The organism is Thioalkalivibrio sp. ALMg3, assembly GCF_000381225.1.
GTDB classification, from domain to species: Bacteria; Pseudomonadota; Gammaproteobacteria; order Ectothiorhodospirales; family Ectothiorhodospiraceae; genus Thioalkalivibrio; species Thioalkalivibrio versutus.
Genome location: NZ_KB906219.1, coordinates 427,773 through 445,912, shown reverse-complemented (window position 1 = coordinate 445,912; position 18,140 = coordinate 427,773). Strand labels below are relative to the sequence as shown.

Sequence of the window (18,140 nt, the reverse complement as noted above, 5' to 3'; positions counted from 1 at the left end):
CGCGGGCCGGGGTCGCGGCAGTCGGGCGTGTTTCTTGGGTACTTCTTTGCACGAGCAAAGAAGTACCTCGCGGTGCGCTCGCGAGAGAGCGCCTGGCAGGCGGCGGACCGAAGCCACCGTAAACACCGGATGCCGAACCAGGACCAGCCACTAGCCGGCAAGCAGGATCCCCGAGGCCAAAAATGCAAAAGGGGCCACTCGGGCCCCTTTGCTTGAATCTGGCGGAGAGGGAGGGATTACGGCGACGTGGTCGCCGCCCTCCGGGCCGCCTCCGCGCTGCTTCGGCGTTCCGGTGTCGCTTCGCGCCACCGGTCGAACCATCATCTCGATCGATCGAGGGTTCGAATCCCGATACGCCAGGGGCTGGAAATGCAAAAGGGGCCAACCTGGCCCCTTTGCTTGAATCTGGCGGAGAGGGAGGGATTCGAACCCTCGATACGGGGTTACCGTATACACACTTTCCAGGCGTGCGCCTTCGACCGCTCGGCCACCTCTCCGTTTTCCGCAACCGCTGGACGGTCACGAAGCGCGGAATCCTAAACCAGGCGCGGCAGCGGCGCAATGGAGGGGACGAAAAACAGCAGCTTGCGGGATCAGGAACCGCCCTTGCCCGGCAGACCGGGAAAGGCGTGCACATTGCCCCCGGCAGTTCCCGCATCGTGAATGCGCGGGGTACCCACTGCCGTGACCTCGTCGATCCGGATCAACGCATGCATCGGCACATGGAAGCGCTCCACACCCTCGAACTCGGTGCGCAAGCGCTCCTCCGAGGGGTCCACCACCACCTGTGTGCGTTCGCCGAACAGCAGGCCCTCGATGGTGACGAAACCGTAAAGCTCGTCCTGGTAAACGTCACGGGCGTACAGCTCGTACGTTTTTCCGTTGTTCAGGAAATTGATTCGGTACCGCAGATTCTTGTCCATGGGCTCCATCATGGGGGAGCAACCGCAGATTGCAACGGGTTGGCGTTGGTCCGGAGCGCCAGAGTCGGTATGATTCCGGGCGTTATCCGCATGGGTCCCGGCACGCCAACGATGAATTCCTCCCAGGAGCTGCTCGATCATTTGAGCCGCAACAGCTCGCCGTACCAGGATCCGCTCACGCGGATTCGCTGGGATGCGCTGTCTTCGGAGGACTACTGGATCCCGGAAGAGGCCATCTCGCTGTTCGGCACGCCGGAATATTCCGCGCTGTCGGGCGAGCAGAAGCGGCGCCTATCGCAGTACGAATTTCTCTATTTCATCAGTGGCGCGCTGTGGCTGGAAGGCCTGTTCATGGAGCGCATCTCGCGCATCTCCATGCACTCGACCGGCCGCCTGGACCGGCTGAACTACCGCCTGCATGAGCTGCGTGAAGAGGCCGGTCACAGCCTGATGTTCATCGAGTTCATGCGCCGCAGCGGGCTGGAGCTGCCGGAACGGCGCTTCCCGAAACCCAAGCTCGCCACCCTGGTCGGCCGCTTTGCCCCCTTCGAGTCCTCGATCTTCTGGATCGCGGTGATGATCGGCGAGGAGGTCCCGGACCGGATGAACCGCCTGATCCACCAGCGCCGCGACCAGATCAGCCCCACGGTGCATGACGTCGTCTCCACCCACATGATCGACGAAGCGCGCCACATGGCACATGCCCGCGACACGCTGGAAAGCTACCTGGATACCCTTCCGGCCTGGCAGAAGGCGGCCTATCGCCCGCTGATGCGGCGGGTGTTCCGCCAGTTCGTGCACGCCTTCTACTACCCCACGGCGGATATCTACCAGCTCGCGGGCCTGCCCGCGGGCCCTCACTACCGCCGTCTGGCGCGCGACAACCCACGCCGGGCCGCCTTCATCGATACCTGTGTCGACCCCGCACTGCAGATCCTCCGCGCCCAGGGCCTGGTCCTGAACTGGCGATAGGGTCACCATCTCGCCCTGCGCCGGTCGTCGGCTAGCACTGCCTGCACGGCCGATTGGGTATCATCGGGTCATGTTCCCGCACCTCCACCTTCGCCCCCCGAGTTCGACCTGGCGCCAGATCGAGCTCGGCGTGTTCATCGTATTGCTGGTGATGATCGGCCTGCGGGTCTGGTTCCAGCCGCCCTCGGCCCTGCAGCAATTGACCTTCCGCGAGGAACTGCAGGTAGTGCTGGTCGAAGCGCCTTTGGGGCGCTCGGAGCTGGCGGCCACTAATGGCCACGACCAACTGGAACTGGCCCTGCTGCATGGCTTCGCGAAGGAACTGGGCACGCGCATTCGCGTAACCCGCGTGGAGACCGCCGCCGAGGCCCACCGCCGCCTGCGCGAACACCGGGCGGACCTGGCCGCCGGGCTGCTGGTCGACCCCGATGAACCGACGATCGAACGCGGTCCGGAGATCCTCGCCATCCAGCAGGTTCTCGCCTTCTGGCGCGGCAACGAATCCACCGCTGCACTGCCCGCGCTCGCCAGCCTGCCCGCCGGAACCCGACTCGGACTCACCGCACAGTCGCCGCTGCCGGAACGCCTGCGGGCCCATCTGGCCCACGCCGACGCGGCGAGGCAACAGGTATCGGTCCGAGCAGGGGATCCGGAGTCCGAGACCCCGAATCCGGGCCTGTTCGAGACCCTCGGGTACGAGCCGCGAGACCCGCCGGTCGAGCTGGTACCCATCGGGACCGCCGAAGCGCAACGCCAGGCATTGGCCGCGGGCCAAATCGACTATGCCCTGATGAGCTCCCTGGAGTTCGGCCGGCTGCAACGCTTGCATCCCGATCTGCGTACCGCCTATGAATTCGAGCGCGGGGTGGCCGTCACCTGGCTGTTCCCGGCCGGCTTCGACCGCAGCCTGATCGACGCGGCGGAGGCCTACATTGACCGCCTGCGAGGGAACCGTGACCTGGAACTGATGATCGACCGCTACCTGGGCCATCTGGAGACCCACGACCTGGTGGACGCCCTGACCTTCGCCCGGCGCGTGGATAGCCAGCTGGATCGCTTTCGCGGCCTGTTCGAACGCGCCGGCGCCGAATACGGCCTGGACTGGCGCTTCATCGCCGCCGTGGCCTACCAGGAGTCTCACTGGAACGCGGAGGCCATCTCCCCCACCGGGGTGCGCGGGCTGATGATGCTGACCCAGAACACCGCGTCCGGCCTCGGCGTCGAGGACCGCACCGACCCTGCATCCAGCGTCGACGGCGGCACCCGCTATCTGCTGGACCTGCGTGAGCGTCTACCGGAACGCATCCCGGAACCGGATCGCACCTGGATGACGCTGGCGGCCTACAACGTCGGTCTGGGACACCTGCATGACGCCCGGCGTCTGGCCGACGCCAACGGCGACGATCCGGATCGCTGGCTGGACGTAATGCAGTGGCTGCCACGCCTGGCGGAACGCGAATGGCATGAGCAAACCCGCTATGGCTACGCCCGCGGCTGGGAGCCGGTGCTCTACGTGCAGAACATTCGCAGCTATTACGACAAGTTGATCCAGCGCTTCCCCGCAAGCAGCGACCATATCCCCAACGCACCGCAAGTCTACCGTCGCGTCCCGCTATCGCTCTGAAGCGTGGCGGGCGCGGTCAGGGCACGCCCTCGTCTTCCCTGGGCGACGCTGATGAGTCGCGTTGATCCCCAAGTTTCTCGAGACAAGGCGCGCTGTGCGGGCCTTGGCGTCCTGCGATCCGCTGTCCATCCATCAGAACCGAGGCAGGATCGGGAACATGGGACACCCAAACGCACGTGTACATTGATCAGTGTTTCCCTAGAATCCGTACCCCCACACCCTTACCCCCGGACCCAGGCCCATGACCGCTACCACCCGCGCCTCCCTGCGCGCCGCCATCGGACCGGGCCTGCTGATGGCCGGAGCGGCGGTGGGCGTCTCGCATCTGGTCCAGGCCACCCGGGGCGGGGCCGAATACGGTCTGCTGCTGATCCCGATCGTGCTGCTGGCCTGCCTGTTCAAGTACCCCTTCCTGGAATTCGGCCCGCGCTACGCCGCGGCCACCGGACACAACCTGCTCACCGGCTACCACCGCCTTGGCAACTGGGCCCTGGGACTCTATATCGCCGTCACCCTGGGGACGCTGTTCATCATTCAGGCCGTAGTGACGCTGACCACCGCAGGCCTGTTCGCGCTGGTGTTCGGGCTGGACCTGTCGATGGTCGCACTGTCCGCGCTGATCCTGGCCGCCTGTATCGGGTTCCTGATGATCGAGGCCTACAAGGGCCTGGACCTGGGCATGAAGGTCATCATGGCTGCCCTGAGCATCTCCACCGTCGTCGCCGTCGCGCTCGCCTTTCAGGAAGCGCCGGACTGGCAGGCCCTATCCGGCGCACCGGAATGGTCGAACCTGTGGACCCTGGCCGGATTGGCCTTCGTTCTGGCCTTGCTCGGCTGGATGCCGATCCCGCTGGATGTCGCCGCCTGGCACTCGGTCTGGACCCAGGAACGCGCCCGCATGACCGGGCACCATCCCAGCGTGCGCGAGGCGGTCTTCGACTTCCGCCTGGGCTACCTCGGGGCGACCCTGCTGGCGCTTGCATTCATGCTGCTGGGGGCATTGCTGATGTACGGCACCGGCGTCGGTTTCGCCCCGGGGGCCGCCGCCTTTTCGGCGCAGCTGGTGGATCTCTACGCCCACAGCCTGGGCGAGTGGAGCCGATCCCTGATCGCCATCGCGGCACTGACCACCATGTTCTCCACCACCCTGGCGGTCACCGACGCCTATCCGCGGGTCATCATGGCGATCATCCGCACCCTGCGAGAGAACGGCCACCAGGCGCAGGACATGGAACCCGCCCCCCGGGGCGAGCGCGGGCTGGACTGGTGGGGCTATCGCATCGCCCTGCTGATCGTCGCGGCCGGAGCGCTGGCCCTGATCTGGCTGGCCGGCGAGCAGTTCACGCGCTTCGTCGACATCGCCACCACCCTGTCGTTCCTGTCCGCTCCGATCCTCGCCTGGCTCACCTTCCGCGCGGTGATGTCACCGGACGTGCCGGCCGCCGCGAAACCGGGTCCCGGCCTGCGTGGCCTGGCCTGGGCCGGCCTCGTCTTCCTCGGCGGGTTCTCGCTGGCCTGGCTGGTCTGGCGCTTCGGGCTCTGAAGCGCCGGGGCAGCTCGTCAGGCAGCCGGTTCGCTGGCACGCACACAGAATCGCGCCAGGATGGCCACGTCGTGCCGCGCCTGTCCGGCCTCGAGCGCCGCATCCACGGCCTCGCGCACAGGCGTGAGCCCCTCCGTCGCCAGCCCGAGGTCGCGGCTCAGATCGGCGATGATCCCCAGATCCTTGTGGTACAGGCCGACCTGGAACCCGGGCTCGAAGTCGCCGTCCAGCAGGCGCTGCCCGTGCACTTCCAGGATGCGCGAGGAGGCAAACCCGCCCATCAGCGCCTCGCGCACCCGCGCCGGGTCGACACCGGACTGCTCCGCCAGGGCAAAGGCCTCGCCCACCGCGACCAGGGTCTCGCCCACCACCAGCTGGTTGCAGGCCTTGGCGATCTGCCCCGCGCCGCTGTCGCCCACGTGGGTCAGGGTAGAGCCCACCACCTCGAAGATCGGTCGCAGCCTCTCGACAACATCGACCGGCCCGCCCACCATCAGGCTCAGGGTCCCGGCCCGCGCGCCCGGCTCCCCGCCCGAAACCGGGGCATCCACGAAGGTCACCTCGCGTTCGGCAGCCGCGCGGGCGATGGCGCGGGTACGCATCGGGTCGATGGTGCTGTGATCGATCACGATCAGTCCGGGACGGGCGTGCTCCAGGACCCCGTCCGGCCCCAGCATCAGCGCCTCGACATCCGGCGTATCGGAGACATTCAGCACCAGCACCCGCACGCCGCGAACCAGCTCCGGGAGGCTCGTGCATGGCTGCGCCCCATCCTGCGCGAGTGCTTCCGCCGTCTTCGGCCGGCGCGCCCAAACCTGGACGTCGGCCCCGGCGGCGAGGAGGTTGCGATTCATGGGTGCCCCCATGATGCCGAGGCCAATGGCCCCGATCGGCTGCAGTTCGGGCGGGATCTGGGATGCGGACATACGGCACTCCGAAAACGGTACCCACGCACTGTAACAACCCCGCTGGAAAAGCGGCACATGGAGGGTGAACCGGATCATGCAACGCGAACACCTGCACGGCTCCCTGCTCGCCTTCACCGGCGTGATGGCGCTCAGCTTCGACGGACTGCTGGTGCGCCTGGCCAACACCCAGGGCATGGATATCGTCTTCTGGCGCGGGTTGCTGATGGCCCTCGCCCTGACCCTGCTGCTGCGGATCCTCGACGGGCGCTGGGCCTGGACCCACCTGCGACTGGGCGGGCGCGATGCCGGCTGGGTGGCGGCCGGATTCGCGGCGACCACCATCCTGTTCGTGCTCGCCATCCTGCACACCACGGTCGCCAACGTGGTGGTCATCCTGGCGGCCTCGCCGCTGTTCGCGGCCGTGTTCTCCGGACTGCTGCTGCGCGAATGGGTGCCGCTGCGGACCTGGATCGCCATGCTGATCGCTATCGGCGGGATCGGCGGGGTGTTGGCCGGCTCGCTGGAGGCCGGGGGCTGGCTGGGCGACGCCCTGGCGCTGCTGGCGGCCCTGGTGGTCGGCATCAACCTGACCCTGCTGCGCCGCTCGCCCCGGGTGGACCGTCTGGCCGTGATCGCGGCGGGCGGGATGCTGGCCGCGCTGATCGCATGGCCGCTGGCGACGCCACTCGCGATCGGGCTCGACAGCCTCGCGGTCCTGGCGATCATGGGCCTCCTCCAACTCCCGCTGGCGCTGACCCTGATCGCCCTGTCGACCCGCTTTCTGCCGGCCGGCGAGGTGGCCCTGTTCCTGGTGCTGGAGGCGGTGTTCGGCACCCTCTGGGTCTGGCTGTTCCTGGCCGAGGCCCCCGGCACCCTCACGCTACTGGCCGGCGGCTTGGTCCTGCTCACCCTGGCCGTGCATGCAACCTGGGGCATGCACCAAAAAAGCTCACTCTAATATTCTAATTTTCGACTTTATATCAAATGCTTATCTTGTATTTGATCGGAATAATCGCCAACGGTTCCCGTCTTACCCAATAACCGGACACCAGAGGCATGGACGCCGCCTGGATCCGGTCTCTGATTGCAACGCGACATACGCCCCCGGCGTATCGAAAACAAAACACGGGAACAAACGCAGGAGCCCGATCATGAAAAAACGCTTCATCCTTCCGCTGGCCATGGCCGCCGCCGTATTCGCCCTGCCGGGTGCCGCCCTCGCCGACAACGGCTACTCCGAACAGAAAGTCGTCTATCACGTGAACCACGACAACGAACAGCGGCAGATCGGCGCGATGCGCAACATCCAGAACCACATCAACGCCGTGGGCGCCGACCGCATGAGCATCAAGGTCGTGATGCACGGCAACGGGCTCAGCCTGCTGCAGCACGCCAAGTCGAACGAGGACCTGAAGGCCTTCGTCGATCAGCTGAAGATGCAGGACGTGAACTTCCAGGTGTGCAACAACACCGTCGTTGGCCGGAACATCGATGTTGCCAACGATCTCTACGACGCCTCCGAGGACGACATCATCCCGAGCGGCGTGGCCCACCTGTCGCACCTGCAGCAGCAGGGCTACACCTACGTGCGTCCGTAATACCCCTGCGGCAAGCACCGCGGCGACCGCCATCTCCCGGTCGTCGCTTCGGGCCCGGGTCTCCTGGGCCCTTTTCTTTGTGCAACTAGACTCCACTCGTAAACCCGCCCCACACGGCACATGACCCTTTTTGTGGCGCTGCAGACGGGAATAGGCGCATGGCTGATGCGTCTTATTCATACCTATCGATCACCTTCACCGCGAAGTCCCCGATCGCAGCGCGCCAACCCCGGCGCAAGGCCCCGTGGCGCACCGCAAACCCGCCCGGGTTCGTTGTTGTTTCAGGAGGAACCTGTGCAATGAACGCAATGAAAGTGCTCCTTCCCGCCCTGCTCGCCATGGTGCTCGGCATCCCCGGCCTGGCGGCCGCGAGCGACTTCGACTATGGCACGCACAAAGTGATCTACCACGTGAACTACGACGACGAGCGGCGCTACATGGCCGCGATGGGCAACATCCAGAACCATATCAACGCCGTGGGCGCCGACAACATGGAGATCAAGGTGGTGATGCACGGGGACGGCCTCGGGCTGCTGCAAACTGCCAACACCAACGAGAACCTGCGCGGCCGCATCGAGAACCTGAAGATGCAGAACGTGGAGTTCCAGGTCTGTGCGAACACCCTGCGCGGACGCAATATCGCCCTCGAAGAACTCTTCGACGCCTCCGAGGACGACGTAATCCCGAGCGGCGTGGCGCACATCTCCTGGCTGCAACACCAGGGCTATACCTACAGCAAGCCATAGCCCCGGCTCGCAATCCATCCACGGGAAGGCCCGGATCGAGAGCTCCGGGCCTTTTTCATGGTGCCGCACCGGGGCATTGGGGGCACTGCCGCGAACCGGTATGGTAGGCACTCTCCATTCGTCCCGAGTTTCGCCGTGTCCGCCATTCGCATCCAGCAGCTGTACAAGGCGTACGACGGCGTTGCCGTCGTGGACGGCGTGGATCTGGAGATTGCCCCCGGCGAGTTCTTCGGCCTGCTGGGCCCCAATGGCGCCGGCAAGACCACCACCCTCCGCATGCTGCTGGGCATGACGCCGATCGACGGCGGGCAGGTCGAGGTCCTGGGCCTGCCCATGCCGGAGGGCGAACGCGCCGTGCGCGAACGCCTCGGCATCGTGCCCCAGTTCGACACCCTCGATCCCGACTTCACGGTGATCGAGAACATGCGCACCTACGCCGCCTATTTCGGGATGGCCGGGCCGGAGGTGGAGTCGCGCATCGACCGGCTACTGGGGCAGGTCAACCTGAACGACAAGCGCGGCGCGCGCATCAATGCCCTGTCCGGCGGCATGAAGCGGCGCCTGACCCTGGCCCGTGCGCTGATCAACGAACCCGAGGTGGTGGTGCTGGACGAGCCCACCACCGGTCTCGACCCGCAGGCCCGGCATCATCTGTGGCGCCAGCTTCGGGCGCTGCGCGCCTCGGGCGTCACCCTCGTGCTGACCACCCACTACATGGAAGAGGCCGAGGAGCTGTGCGACCGCATCGCGATCATCGACCACGGCCGCATCATCGCCTGTGATGCCCCGAGCCGGCTGATCGCCGAACACATCGAGCCCTGGGTGCTGACCGTCGGCGGCACGGACGCCGGGGAGGTCCTGCAGCGCGAACTGGGCCCGAAGGACCGGGCCCACCAGGTAGCGGACACCTGGCTGGTCTACACCGCCGAGCCGGACCGCCTGCGCGAGCGCCTGCGCACGCTCGGCCACGAGCCCACCCTGCGCGAGGCGGACCTGGAAGACGTCTTCCTGAAACTCACCGGCCACGAGCTGAGGGACTAAGCCCATGTCCGGCGACCACCCCATCCTGCCCCGCCCCAGCCTGCGCTTCGTCGCCGTCTGGCGGCGCAACCTTCTGGTCTGGCGCAAGCTGATCGTGCCGTCGATGCTGGGCAATTTCGGCGAGCCGATCCTGTATCTGCTGGCCTTTGGCTACGGCTTCGGCAGCCTGGTGGGCGATCTCGACGGCATGCGCTACATGGTCTTCATTGCCTCCGGCATCATCTGCTCGTCCGCGATGTTCACCGCGAGCTTCGAGGGCATGTATTCCGCCTACACCCGCATGGCGGAACAGAACACCTGGCTGGGCATGCTGGCCACCCCGCTCACGCTGGACGACATCGTCTTCGCCGAGGCCGTCTGGGCCGCGACCAAGGGCCTGATCAGCGCCATTACCATCCTGATCGTCGCCAGCGTGCTGGGGCTGGTCGCCGATGCCCGGGCCCTGCTCGCGCTGCCGGTGATCTTCCTCGCCGCGTTCACCTTCGGCGCGCTGGCCCTGGTCATCACGGCCCTGGCGCGCAGCTACGACTTCTTCCTCTACTACTTCACCCTGGCCGTCACGCCGATGTTGCTGCTGTCCGGGGTGTTCTTTCCGCTGACCGAACTGCCCGGCTGGGTGCAGGGCCTGGCCCTGGCCCTGCCACTGGCGCATGTACTGGAGATCGTGCGCCCGCTGATGACCGGCACCTGGCCCGCGGCCTGGCTACCGCACCTGGCCGTGATCACCGCCTACGGCGGGAGCGCCATCATCCTGGCCACCTACCTGATCCGCCGGCGCCTGCTGCGCTGAACGCCGCGAGTCCCCAGTCCCGCTCCGGCACGGCACCCGGTTGTGCCAGAATGTCGGGCTTCCCAGCCAGCCCGAGCCCACGATGACCGAGTCTCCCTCCGGCGAACCGATTGCCCCCTTCGACCCGACGGCCGACCACCGCGAATACCTGGCCACGGCCGCCGGCGGACTCGCCCCGCTGGTCGCGCGCGAGTTGGAGGGTTTCGGTGCCCTGGACCTGCGCGAAGACCGCGCCGGCATCCACTTTCACGCGGATCTCGCCACGCTGTACCGCTGCCTGCTCGGCAGCCGCGTGGCCAGCCGCATCCTGCTGCCGCTGGTACGCTTCGACGAACCCGACGGCGATGCCTGCTACGTCGCCAGCCGGGCCCTGGACTGGCCCGCCCTGTTCGGGCTCGACGCCACCTTTGCGGTGGATGTGACCGGCAAGAGTTCGCACATCGGGCATACCCATTTCGCCGGGGTGCGCGTGAAGGATGGCATCGCCGACGCCTTCCGCGACGCAACCGGCGAACGCCCCGACGTGGACGCCGCCGATCCGGACGTGCGCGTGCTGCTGCAACTGCAGGGCCGACAGGCCCAGATCAGCCTGGACCTCGGCAACGGTGGCCTGCACCGTCGCGGCTATCGCGGCAGCGGCGGCGACGCCCCCCTGCGCGAGAACCTCGCCGCCGCGCTGCTGATGCGTGCCGGCTGGCCGGAACACCTGGAGACCCATCCCGACGCGCAGTTCCTCGACCCCTTCTGCGGCAGCGGCACCCTCGTGATCGAGGCTGCCCTGATGGCCACCCATACCGCCCCCGGCCTGCTGCGCGAGGGTTTCCGCCCCCACGGCTGGTCCGGCCACGACGCCGGGCTCTGGGACCGCTGCGTGGCCGAGGCGCGTGACACGGTGCGCCCCTGGCAGGGCCCGCCGCTGCTGGGCAGCGACCGCGACCGGGGGGCGGTGGCCGCCGCCCGCAAGGCGGCCCAGGCCGCCGGCGTGCGCGACTGCACGCGCTTCGAGCAGGCCGATGCCCTGACCCTGGAGCCCCCGGCCGACCACGGCATGCTGGTCAGCAACCCGCCCTACGGCGAGCGCATCGGCAACACCCCGGAACTGATCAAGCTCTACAGCCTGCTGGGCGAGCGCCTGCGCAGCGCCTTCGGCGGCTGGCATGTCGCCCTGCTGGTGGCGGACACCACCGACTCGCAACGCCTGGGCCTGCGCGCCAGCCACAAGCACCGCTTCTACAACGGCACCCTTGCCTGCCACCTGCTGCAGTTCGAGATCCATCGGCGCGACGAGCCGGCCGCGGCCCCGGCGCCGGATTTCGCCAACCGCCTGCAGAAGAACCTGCGTCACCTGGCTCGCTGGGCGCGGCGCCAGGAGATCACCTGCTATCGCATCTACGACACGGATCTGGCCGAATACCCCCTGCAGATCGACCGCTACGAGGCCGAGGACGGCACGGTTCACCTGCATGTGCAGGAGTTTGCCGCGCCCGCCAGCGTCGATCCCGCACGCGCCGAGGCGCGTCTGCGCGGCGCACTGGCCGCGATGCTGGAGGTTACCGGCATCGAGCCCGCCCACCTGCATTACAAGCAGCGCCGGGCACAGAAGGGACGCTCGCAGTACCAGCGCGCGGAGACCGCCCAGCCCGCGCCGTTTCCGGTGCACGAGCACGGGTGCCGCCTGTGGGTCGACCTGGATGCCTACCTCGACAGCGGGCTGTTCCTGGACCACCGGCCGATGCGACTGCGCCTGCAACAGGAATGCCGTGGCCTGCGCCTGCTGAATCTGTTCTGCTACACCGCCGCGGTCAGCGTGCATGCCGCGGTGGGCGGCGCACGCCAGACCGTATCAGTCGATCTGTCCAACACCTACCTGGAGTGGGCCGAGGACAACTTCCGCGCCAACGGTCTGGAGGCCGAAATCCGCGATGGCCGCAGCCGGCGCCAGCCCGGCACCCACGCCCTGCTGCGCGAGGACGTGATCCACTGGCTGGAAGGGGCCACGGACACCCCCGGCATGGTGTTCGAGCGGATCTTCCTGGACCCGCCCACCTTCTCCAACTCCAAGCGCACCGAGGACGACTTCGAGGTGCAGCGCGACCATGCCCACCTGATCCTCCTGGCCGCGCGCCTGCTCACCCCGGATGGCGTGCTCTACTTCTCCACCAACCGCCGCCGCTTCGAGCTGGACCACGAGGCCCTGACCGGACTCGAGGCCCGCGACATCACGCGCGAGACGCTGGACGAGGACTACCGACGCCCGCCCCCGCCCCATCGTTGCTGGGCCATCACGCACGCAGGCCGCGGCTAGAGGGGCTGGCCGCCGAGGGCAACGGCGCCCAGCCCTGCACAGGGCACACACACAAAAACGCCCCGGGAAACCCCGGGGCGTTTTGTCTTCACCGTGTCACGATCAACGCGGTGGGTAGAAGGTTTCCAGGTAATCCAGGATCTCCTCCTCCACTTCGGGGGAGAACTCCCAGAGCCCCTGGGTGTCCTGCATCCAGCGGATCTGTTCCAGCCAGATCTTGCGCGTGTACCCACGGCTGGTGAACAACCGGGCCGAGTGACATACCGTGCAATTGTTCTTGACCGTATCGAATCCCGGGGCCTTGATCAGCCCGGTTTCCGAGTCGGTCTTGTACTCCTCGGCAGCCTCGACGTGGTCGCCCGACAATGCAGGCGCCCCCCAGAGGAGGCCGAGGATGGCCGGCAACAACAGGACCATCTTCGGCTTCATTGGTGCTCCTTACGCTTTGACGCGGACATCGATGTGGTGGGCCTTGTTGTTGCCGTAGCCCCGCGGGTTCCAGCCCGGCAGCACCATCGGCTGACGATCGCCCTTGCTGTTGGTGGCCACGGCCCACACCTGATGGAAACCGGGTTCGGAGAACTCGATATCCGCTTCCCAGGTCTGCCAGGCGAACTTGTTCACTGGACGCTTCAGGTCGGCCTTCTGCCAGGTCACCCCGAAGTCGGTCGAGACATGAAGCTCCTCGACATCGCCGTGACCATCCCAGGCCTTGCCCGCAACCTTCAGCGTGCTGCCAACGGAGGTCTCGGCACCGGTCTGCGGATAGGTGATCAGGGACTTCACCGGCATTTCCTCGAGGACTACCATGTCCTCGTTCGGCACGTCGGCACCCGGCTCCACCGGATGACGCGGTACGCGATAGCTGTGGCCGGTCATGCCCTGACCGTCATGCTCGCGATCACGGACGAGGATCTCGGTCAGCCACTTGCCGCTGGCGGAACCCGGGAAGCCCGGGGTGATCAGGCGCAGCGGATAGCCGTGCTGTTCCGGGATGTCTTCACCATTCATCGCCCAGACAATGAGGGTCTCGTCTTCCACGGCCTTGCGCATGGGGCAGCCACGCGACAGCGCATCCAGATCATCACGGCCGCTCAGGTGCGCGTCACCGGCCTTGAAGCCAATGTACTCGGCCTTGTCGGCGTCGTAACCGACGTCTTCCAGCACGTCGCGCAGACGCACACCCGTCCAGGTCGGGCAGCCAACCGCACCCAGATCCCACTGGTTACCGCGCGGGGACGGCTCGAACGCGGCACGCCCGTTGCCACCACACTCGATCCAGATTTGCAGGGTGTGGTGCTCGAACTTCTCCTTGAGGTCCGCGATGGTGTAGGACTTCTCCTCGTTCGCCGCTTCGCCGTGGACCGTCAGGGTCCATGCGGATGCGTCGATCCCGGCCTTCTCCGGAGGAACGCCGTTGTTGCGGATGAACATATTGGGGAACGGGGTCACTTCGTCGTGCAGCAGGTGCGGCGGCAGTTCACCGTTGATCGGGCGGTCATTCAGCCAGATGAAGCCGTCCACCTTGCCATCCACGTGGAAGCCCTCGATGCCGGCGGCCACGGCACTGGACAGGGTGCTGCGCTGGAACATGGTCTGCATGGCGGTTTCCGCGCCCAGACCCATCACGGCCAGGGCGGCACCGCCCTTGCCCAGGCGACCCAGGAAACCGCGACGGGCGGCGCCCGTCTCGGTCAGCTGTTCGGTCTCCTTGATTTCTGCTTCGGACTTGCGGTCCATCTCGGAACCATCGTTCTTGTGGTCAGTCATTTGCCTGCCTCCGGCTTGTTCTCGGAACAAAATCTCATGTACTGCCCCTCTCTCCCTGGGACAGCCACTTGGAGTTGTAGCAAACGCCTTCAAAGCCTGCAATAAAAAATGGGGATTTTTTACAAGATCCAGAAACTTCTACATAACGCCTGTATTCGATCATCGATATACGGTGTAGAATAGGACCCCATTGGATCTCGCAACTTGCTGATCACAGGCTTTTATTAACCCTTTTTAATATAAACGGAAGCTACACAATGAAGATCACTTTTTGTCATTCCGCATATTCCGGTTTTATTATGTTTACAGTGGCGCTGATCGGCTCGTTGCTCGCAGGCGGCATTGCCAGCGCGGAGCCCGCAGCATCCATCGAGATCCACGAAATCGAAGCCGGCGAAGGACCCGGGATCGTGCGGCATGACACGGCCATCCTGCATTACACCGGGTCGCTGGAAGAGGACGGGAGCGTGTTCGATTCCAGCCGCGAGTCCGGCGCGCCATTTGCGCTCACGCTGGGCGCGGGCCAGGTGATCCCGGGCTTCGAACAGGGCGTGATGGGCATGCGCGAAGGCGGCAAGCGCGAGATCGTCATCCCGCCGGAACTCGGCTATGGCGAACGCGGGGCCGGCAACATCATCCCGTCCAACGCGACCCTGCGCTTCGAGGTCGAGATCCTCGACGTCGAACGCGCGCCCTTTAGCGGCCTGGACAACGAAGGCCTGGCCGAGAAGATCCGCGAGGGCGCAACCATCGTCGACATCCGCCGTCCGGACGAATGGGCGGAGACCGGCGTGATCGAGGGCAGCTACCGCATTACCGCCTTCGACGAGAATGGCGAGCTCAACCCGACCTTTGGCGAGCAGTTCACCAACCTGGTCAAGCCGGACGAGGAAGTCGTGCTGATCTGCCGCGTAGGCAACCGCACCGGCGCCCTCGCCCGCGCTTTGGCCGACGGCCTTGGCTACGAGAACGTCTACAACGTGACCGACGGCATCATGGAATGGCTGGACGACGACCGCCTGGTGCAGCAGGACTGCCCGGAAACCACCGAAACGGCCCAGTGCTGATCTCAGAGTGAGTGCGTCGGGGGTGCCGGCTCCGGATCCGGATCGGCATCCCCGTCATCGAAATCGAGATGCGGGCTCGTGCCCGGACCGGCGTCTTCTTTCGCGTCTGGTGGCGACAGGCTAAGGCCCGCGTCGGAGGCCACATCCGCGAGGTCGCGGATCTGATCCAGCGGCGGCAGTTCTTCGAGGCGCTGCAGGCCCAGGTCGTCGAGGAAGCTGCGGGTGGTCGCGTACAGCGCGGGGCGGCCCGGCACCTCCTTGTGCCCCACCACCCGTACCCACTCGCGTTCCTGCAGCGTGCGCATGATCCCGGTACTGACTGCCACCCCGCGCACGGCCTCGATCTCGGCGCGGGTGACCGGCTGGCGATAGGCGATGATCGCCAGCGTCTCCAGCAGGGCCCGTGACAGCCGCGCCGGGCGCTCGGGCTGGGCGGCCTGCACGGTCGCGGAGAAGCGCGAACGCACGCGGAACCTATACCCGCCAGCGGAGCGCACCAGCTCGATCGCGCGATCGTTATAGCGTTCCTGCAGACGACCAAGCGCCCGTTCCAGCAAGGCCTGATCGATCTCGCCAAGGTCCTCGCAGGCAGCCTTCAGATCGCGCGGCCCCACCGGTTCCGCGGCCGCGAACAGCACGGCCTCCACCGCCAGCTCGACGGCCCGCAACTGCGCGTCAGCAACAGCGGCGGCAGACACCTGCGCATCCGATACAGTGGTTTCGTTCACGCCGGCTCTCCCCCTTCGTCTCCCACGGGCGCCCCACGCCGGCGCAACCGGATAGGGCTGTAGGGTTCGCTCTGGCCCCACTCGATCAGGCCCGCCTTGGTCAGCTCCAGCACCGCCAGGAACGACACCACGACTCCCTGGCGCCCCTCGGTAGCCAGAAGCAGGGTCGCGAAATCGGTGAAGCGTTCGGGATGCAGGCTGTCGAGGATGTTCGACATGCGTTCGCGCACCGACAGCTGCTCGGTGGAGACATGATGGTGCGCCATCAGACTGGCGCGGTGCATCACCGCCGCCAGCGCCTCCATGAGCTCGTCCAGCGTCGGCCCGGGCGGCGGCGGGCCCTCGAGCGCCTCGACGCTGGCGCCAGCGGCGAACACATCGCGATCCATGCGCGGGAGGGCATCCACTCGTTCGGCGGCGATCTTGAATTGTTCGTATTCCTGCAGCTGCCGGATCAGCGCCATGCGCGGGTCGGCATCCTCGTCTGCCTCGGCCTCCTTCGGCCGCGGCAGGAGCATGCGTGACTTGATCTCGGCCAGCAGGGCGGCCATCACCAGATATTCCCCCGCCAACTCCAGGCGCAGGGCCTGCATTACCTCGATATAGCCCATGTACTGCCGAGTGATCTCGGCGATGGGGATCGACAGGATGTCGAGGTTCTGGCGACGGATCAGGTACAGCAACAGATCCAGCGGCCCCTCGAAGGAGTCGAGAAAGACCTCCAGGGCGTCGGGCGGGATATAGAGATCGGCCGGCAGCTCCGCCACCGGCTCGCCATGCACACGATAAAGCACCTCCCCGTGCGCGCCGGTCTCGACGGTCGCGGGGCGCTCGAGGTCGTCGCTCGAGTCAGCGTACGGGTCCATACCTAAGGCTCTGGCTCATCGCAGGTAGTCCAGGCCCATGGCCCGGCGCACCTCTTCCAGGGTCTCGCGGGCCTCTTCGCGGGCGGCCTCGGAGCCCTCGACGATGATGGAGCGCACCAGCGCCGGATCCTCGGCGTATTCCCTCGCGCGTTGCTGGATGGGTTCCAGCTCGGCCTGCACCGCCTCGATCAGCGGGCGCTTGCAGTCGAGGCAGCCGATGCCCGCCGTGGTGCAGCCGGCGTACAGCTCCTCGCGCTGGCTCGCATCGGTGTAGACCTTGTGCAGGTCCCATACCGGGCACTTTTCCGGATCCCCCGGATCGGTGCGCCGCACCCGCGCGGGGTCCGTCGGCATGGTACGGATCAGGCTCTCCACCTCGGCCGGCTCGGTGCGCAGGCTGATGGTGTTGCCGTAGCTCTTGGACATCTTGCGTCCGTCCAGGCCCGGCATCTTCGAGGCCGGGGTCAGGCGCGGCTGCGGCTCCGGCAGGATGATCTTGCCGCCACCCTCGAGGTAGCCGAACAGGCGCTCGCGATCCCCCAGCGAGATGTTCTGCTGCGAATCGAGCATGGCCCGGGCAACCTCCAGCGACTCTTCCTCGCCCTGCTCCTGGAACCGCTTGCGCAGGTCGCGGTAGCGCTTGGCGGCCTTCTTGCCCATCTTGTCGGCGGCCGCCTCGGCCTTCTCGGCAAAGCCGGGCTCGCGGCCGTAGAGGTGATTGAAGCGCCGCGCGATCTCGCGCGTGACCTCCAGGTGCGATACCTGGTCCTCGCCCACCGGGACCATGCCGGCGCGGTAGGCCAGCACGTCGGCGCTCTGCAGCACCGGATAGCCAAGGAATCCGTAGGTCGCCAGATCCTTCTCGCGCAGCTGCTCCTGCTGATCCTTGTAGGTCGGTACCCGCTCCAGCCAGCCGAGCGGGGTAATCATCGACAACAGCAGATGCAGCTCGGCGTGCTCCGGCACGCGCGACTGCACGAACAGCGTAGCGGAACCCGGGCTCACTCCGGCCGCCAGCCAGTCGATGACCATCTCGGTCACGTGCTGCTGCAGGTCACCCGGATCCTCGTAATGGGTGGTCAGCGCATGCCAGTCGGCGACGAAGAAGAAGCACTCGTAGTTGTGCTGCAACTCGATCCAGTTCTTCAGCACACCGTGGTAGTGGCCCAGATGCAGGCGCCCGGTGGGGCGCATGCCGGAGATCACGCGCTGGTTGGTACCCTGGTTACTGCTCACGGAATCTATCCCTTCCTCTCAGA

17 protein-coding genes and 1 tRNA gene are annotated in these 18,140 nt (G+C 66.5%); 10 read left to right on the top strand and 8 right to left on the bottom strand.

Annotated elements, in window-relative coordinates; genetic code table 11:
- Positions 1–406 precede the first annotated feature (406 nt).
- Both F622_RS0102140 and F622_RS0102135 read right to left on the bottom strand, forming a co-directional pair.
- Positions 407–497 (bottom strand) — tRNA-Ser (locus F622_RS0102140).
- 96 nt (positions 498–593) lie between these two features.
- A complete protein-coding gene (locus F622_RS0102135) occupies positions 594–923 on the bottom strand; it encodes a DUF1820 family protein (protein ID WP_018144371.1) in 330 nt (109 codons plus the stop codon).
- Positions 924–1,034: 111 nt separating this feature from the next.
- Here F622_RS0102135 and F622_RS0102130 point away from each other — a divergent pair, with 111 nt between their 5' ends.
- From F622_RS0102130 to F622_RS0102120, 3 genes are all read left to right on the top strand, one after another.
- On the top strand, positions 1,035–1,895 hold the full coding sequence (locus F622_RS0102130) for a diiron oxygenase (RefSeq protein WP_019571235.1): 861 nt from the start codon (positions 1,035–1,037) through the stop codon (positions 1,893–1,895).
- A 70-nt stretch (positions 1,896–1,965) separates the two neighbouring features.
- The gene (gene mltF / locus F622_RS0102125) at positions 1,966–3,519 is read left to right on the top strand and encodes a membrane-bound lytic murein transglycosylase MltF (RefSeq protein ID WP_019571234.1); all 1,554 of its coding nucleotides are present in this window, start codon (positions 1,966–1,968) and stop codon (positions 3,517–3,519) included.
- A 241-nt stretch (positions 3,520–3,760) separates the two neighbouring features.
- Positions 3,761–5,062, top strand: coding sequence for an NRAMP family divalent metal transporter (locus F622_RS0102120; protein WP_018168575.1), 1,302 nt, complete (start codon positions 3,761–3,763; stop codon positions 5,060–5,062).
- A 17-nt stretch (positions 5,063–5,079) separates the two neighbouring features.
- On the opposite strand, the gene F622_RS0102115 is transcribed toward F622_RS0102120, so the two are convergent.
- Entirely contained in the window at positions 5,080–5,988 is a 909-nt protein-coding gene (locus F622_RS0102115; protein ID WP_019571233.1) for an NAD(P)-dependent oxidoreductase, read from the bottom strand.
- A gap of 76 nt (positions 5,989–6,064) precedes the next feature.
- On the opposite strand from F622_RS0102115, the gene F622_RS0102110 reads away from it, so the two are divergent.
- From F622_RS0102110 to rlmKL, 6 genes are all read left to right on the top strand, one after another.
- Positions 6,065–6,928 (top strand): DMT family transporter, encoded by an 864-nt coding sequence (locus F622_RS0102110; RefSeq protein WP_019571232.1) that lies wholly within the window; start codon positions 6,065–6,067, stop codon positions 6,926–6,928.
- 193 nt (positions 6,929–7,121) lie between these two features.
- Positions 7,122–7,568: a DsrE family protein gene (locus tag F622_RS0102105; RefSeq protein ID WP_019567945.1), complete on the top strand. Its 447-nt coding sequence runs from the start codon at positions 7,122–7,124 to the stop codon at positions 7,566–7,568.
- Positions 7,569–7,867: 299 nt separating this feature from the next.
- Positions 7,868–8,314 carry a DsrE family protein gene (locus F622_RS0102100; protein ID WP_019567946.1) on the top strand — a complete coding sequence of 149 codons (447 nt, stop codon included), beginning with the start codon at positions 7,868–7,870 and terminating at the stop codon, positions 8,312–8,314.
- A 135-nt stretch (positions 8,315–8,449) separates the two neighbouring features.
- Positions 8,450–9,355 (top strand): ABC transporter ATP-binding protein, encoded by a 906-nt coding sequence (locus tag F622_RS0102095; protein ID WP_019571231.1) that lies wholly within the window; start codon positions 8,450–8,452, stop codon positions 9,353–9,355.
- Positions 9,356–9,359: 4 nt separating this feature from the next.
- Positions 9,360–10,145 (top strand): ABC transporter permease, encoded by a 786-nt coding sequence (locus tag F622_RS0102090; protein ID WP_018168568.1) that lies wholly within the window; start codon positions 9,360–9,362, stop codon positions 10,143–10,145.
- Positions 10,146–10,227: 82 nt separating this feature from the next.
- A complete protein-coding gene (gene rlmKL / locus F622_RS0102085) occupies positions 10,228–12,450 on the top strand; it encodes a bifunctional 23S rRNA (guanine(2069)-N(7))-methyltransferase RlmK/23S rRNA (guanine(2445)-N(2))-methyltransferase RlmL (protein ID WP_019571230.1) in 2,223 nt (740 codons plus the stop codon).
- Between the two features lie 102 nt (positions 12,451–12,552).
- Here the strand turns inward: rlmKL and F622_RS0102080 are convergent, their stop codons facing one another.
- Positions 12,553–12,879, bottom strand: coding sequence for a hypothetical protein (locus tag F622_RS0102080; protein WP_018168566.1), 327 nt, complete (start codon positions 12,877–12,879; stop codon positions 12,553–12,555).
- Between the two features lie 9 nt (positions 12,880–12,888).
- Entirely contained in the window at positions 12,889–14,220 is a 1,332-nt protein-coding gene (locus F622_RS0102075) for a sulfite oxidase (protein ID WP_019571229.1), read from the bottom strand.
- A gap of 299 nt (positions 14,221–14,519) precedes the next feature.
- Between F622_RS0102075 and F622_RS0102070 the strand changes: the two genes are divergently transcribed.
- A complete protein-coding gene (locus tag F622_RS0102070; RefSeq protein ID WP_051080585.1) occupies positions 14,520–15,287 on the top strand; it encodes an FKBP-type peptidyl-prolyl cis-trans isomerase in 768 nt (255 codons plus the stop codon).
- Positions 15,288–15,289: 2 nt separating this feature from the next.
- On the opposite strand, the gene scpB is transcribed toward F622_RS0102070, so the two are convergent.
- The 3 genes from scpB to F622_RS0102055 are packed head-to-tail and all read right to left on the bottom strand — an operon-like array spanning position 15,290 to position 18,117.
- Positions 15,290–16,015: an SMC-Scp complex subunit ScpB gene (gene scpB / locus F622_RS0102065; RefSeq protein ID WP_019571227.1), complete on the bottom strand. Its 726-nt coding sequence runs from the start codon at positions 16,013–16,015 to the stop codon at positions 15,290–15,292.
- Complete coding sequence (locus F622_RS0102060; RefSeq protein ID WP_019571226.1) at positions 16,012–16,881, bottom strand: ScpA family protein; 870 nt, start codon at positions 16,879–16,881, stop codon at positions 16,012–16,014. The genes scpB and F622_RS0102060 overlap by 4 nt, the downstream gene beginning before the upstream one ends.
- A 15-nt stretch (positions 16,882–16,896) precedes the next feature.
- On the bottom strand, positions 16,897–18,117 hold the full coding sequence (locus F622_RS0102055) for a tryptophan--tRNA ligase (RefSeq protein WP_019571225.1): 1,221 nt from the start codon (positions 18,115–18,117) through the stop codon (positions 16,897–16,899).
- Positions 18,118–18,140 lie beyond the last annotated feature (23 nt).

What these genes read in the sequence shown, in the direction of transcription:
- F622_RS0102105 (WP_019567945.1), top strand. Translation starts at nt 7,122, where the DNA reads ATGAAAAAACGCTTCATCCTTCCGCTGGCCATGGCCGCCGCCGTATTC.
- F622_RS0102115 (WP_019571233.1), bottom strand. Translation starts at nt 5,988, where the DNA reads ATGTCCGCATCCCAGATCCCGCCCGAACTGCAGCCGATCGGGGCCATT.
- F622_RS0102110 (WP_019571232.1), top strand. Translation starts at nt 6,065, where the DNA reads ATGCAACGCGAACACCTGCACGGCTCCCTGCTCGCCTTCACCGGCGTG.
- rlmKL (WP_019571230.1), top strand. Translation starts at nt 10,228, where the DNA reads ATGACCGAGTCTCCCTCCGGCGAACCGATTGCCCCCTTCGACCCGACG.
- F622_RS0102075 (WP_019571229.1), bottom strand. Translation starts at nt 14,220, where the DNA reads ATGACTGACCACAAGAACGATGGTTCCGAGATGGACCGCAAGTCCGAA.
- F622_RS0102130 (WP_019571235.1), top strand. Translation starts at nt 1,035, where the DNA reads ATGAATTCCTCCCAGGAGCTGCTCGATCATTTGAGCCGCAACAGCTCG.
- F622_RS0102070 (WP_051080585.1), top strand. Translation starts at nt 14,520, where the DNA reads ATGTTTACAGTGGCGCTGATCGGCTCGTTGCTCGCAGGCGGCATTGCC.
- mltF (WP_019571234.1), top strand. Translation starts at nt 1,966, where the DNA reads ATGTTCCCGCACCTCCACCTTCGCCCCCCGAGTTCGACCTGGCGCCAG.
- F622_RS0102100 (WP_019567946.1), top strand. Translation starts at nt 7,868, where the DNA reads ATGAACGCAATGAAAGTGCTCCTTCCCGCCCTGCTCGCCATGGTGCTC.
- F622_RS0102060 (WP_019571226.1), bottom strand. Translation starts at nt 16,881, where the DNA reads ATGGACCCGTACGCTGACTCGAGCGACGACCTCGAGCGCCCCGCGACC.
- F622_RS0102135 (WP_018144371.1), bottom strand. Translation starts at nt 923, where the DNA reads ATGGACAAGAATCTGCGGTACCGAATCAATTTCCTGAACAACGGAAAA.
- F622_RS0102120 (WP_018168575.1), top strand. Translation starts at nt 3,761, where the DNA reads ATGACCGCTACCACCCGCGCCTCCCTGCGCGCCGCCATCGGACCGGGC.
- F622_RS0102090 (WP_018168568.1), top strand. Translation starts at nt 9,360, where the DNA reads ATGTCCGGCGACCACCCCATCCTGCCCCGCCCCAGCCTGCGCTTCGTC.
- F622_RS0102080 (WP_018168566.1), bottom strand. Translation starts at nt 12,879, where the DNA reads ATGAAGCCGAAGATGGTCCTGTTGTTGCCGGCCATCCTCGGCCTCCTC.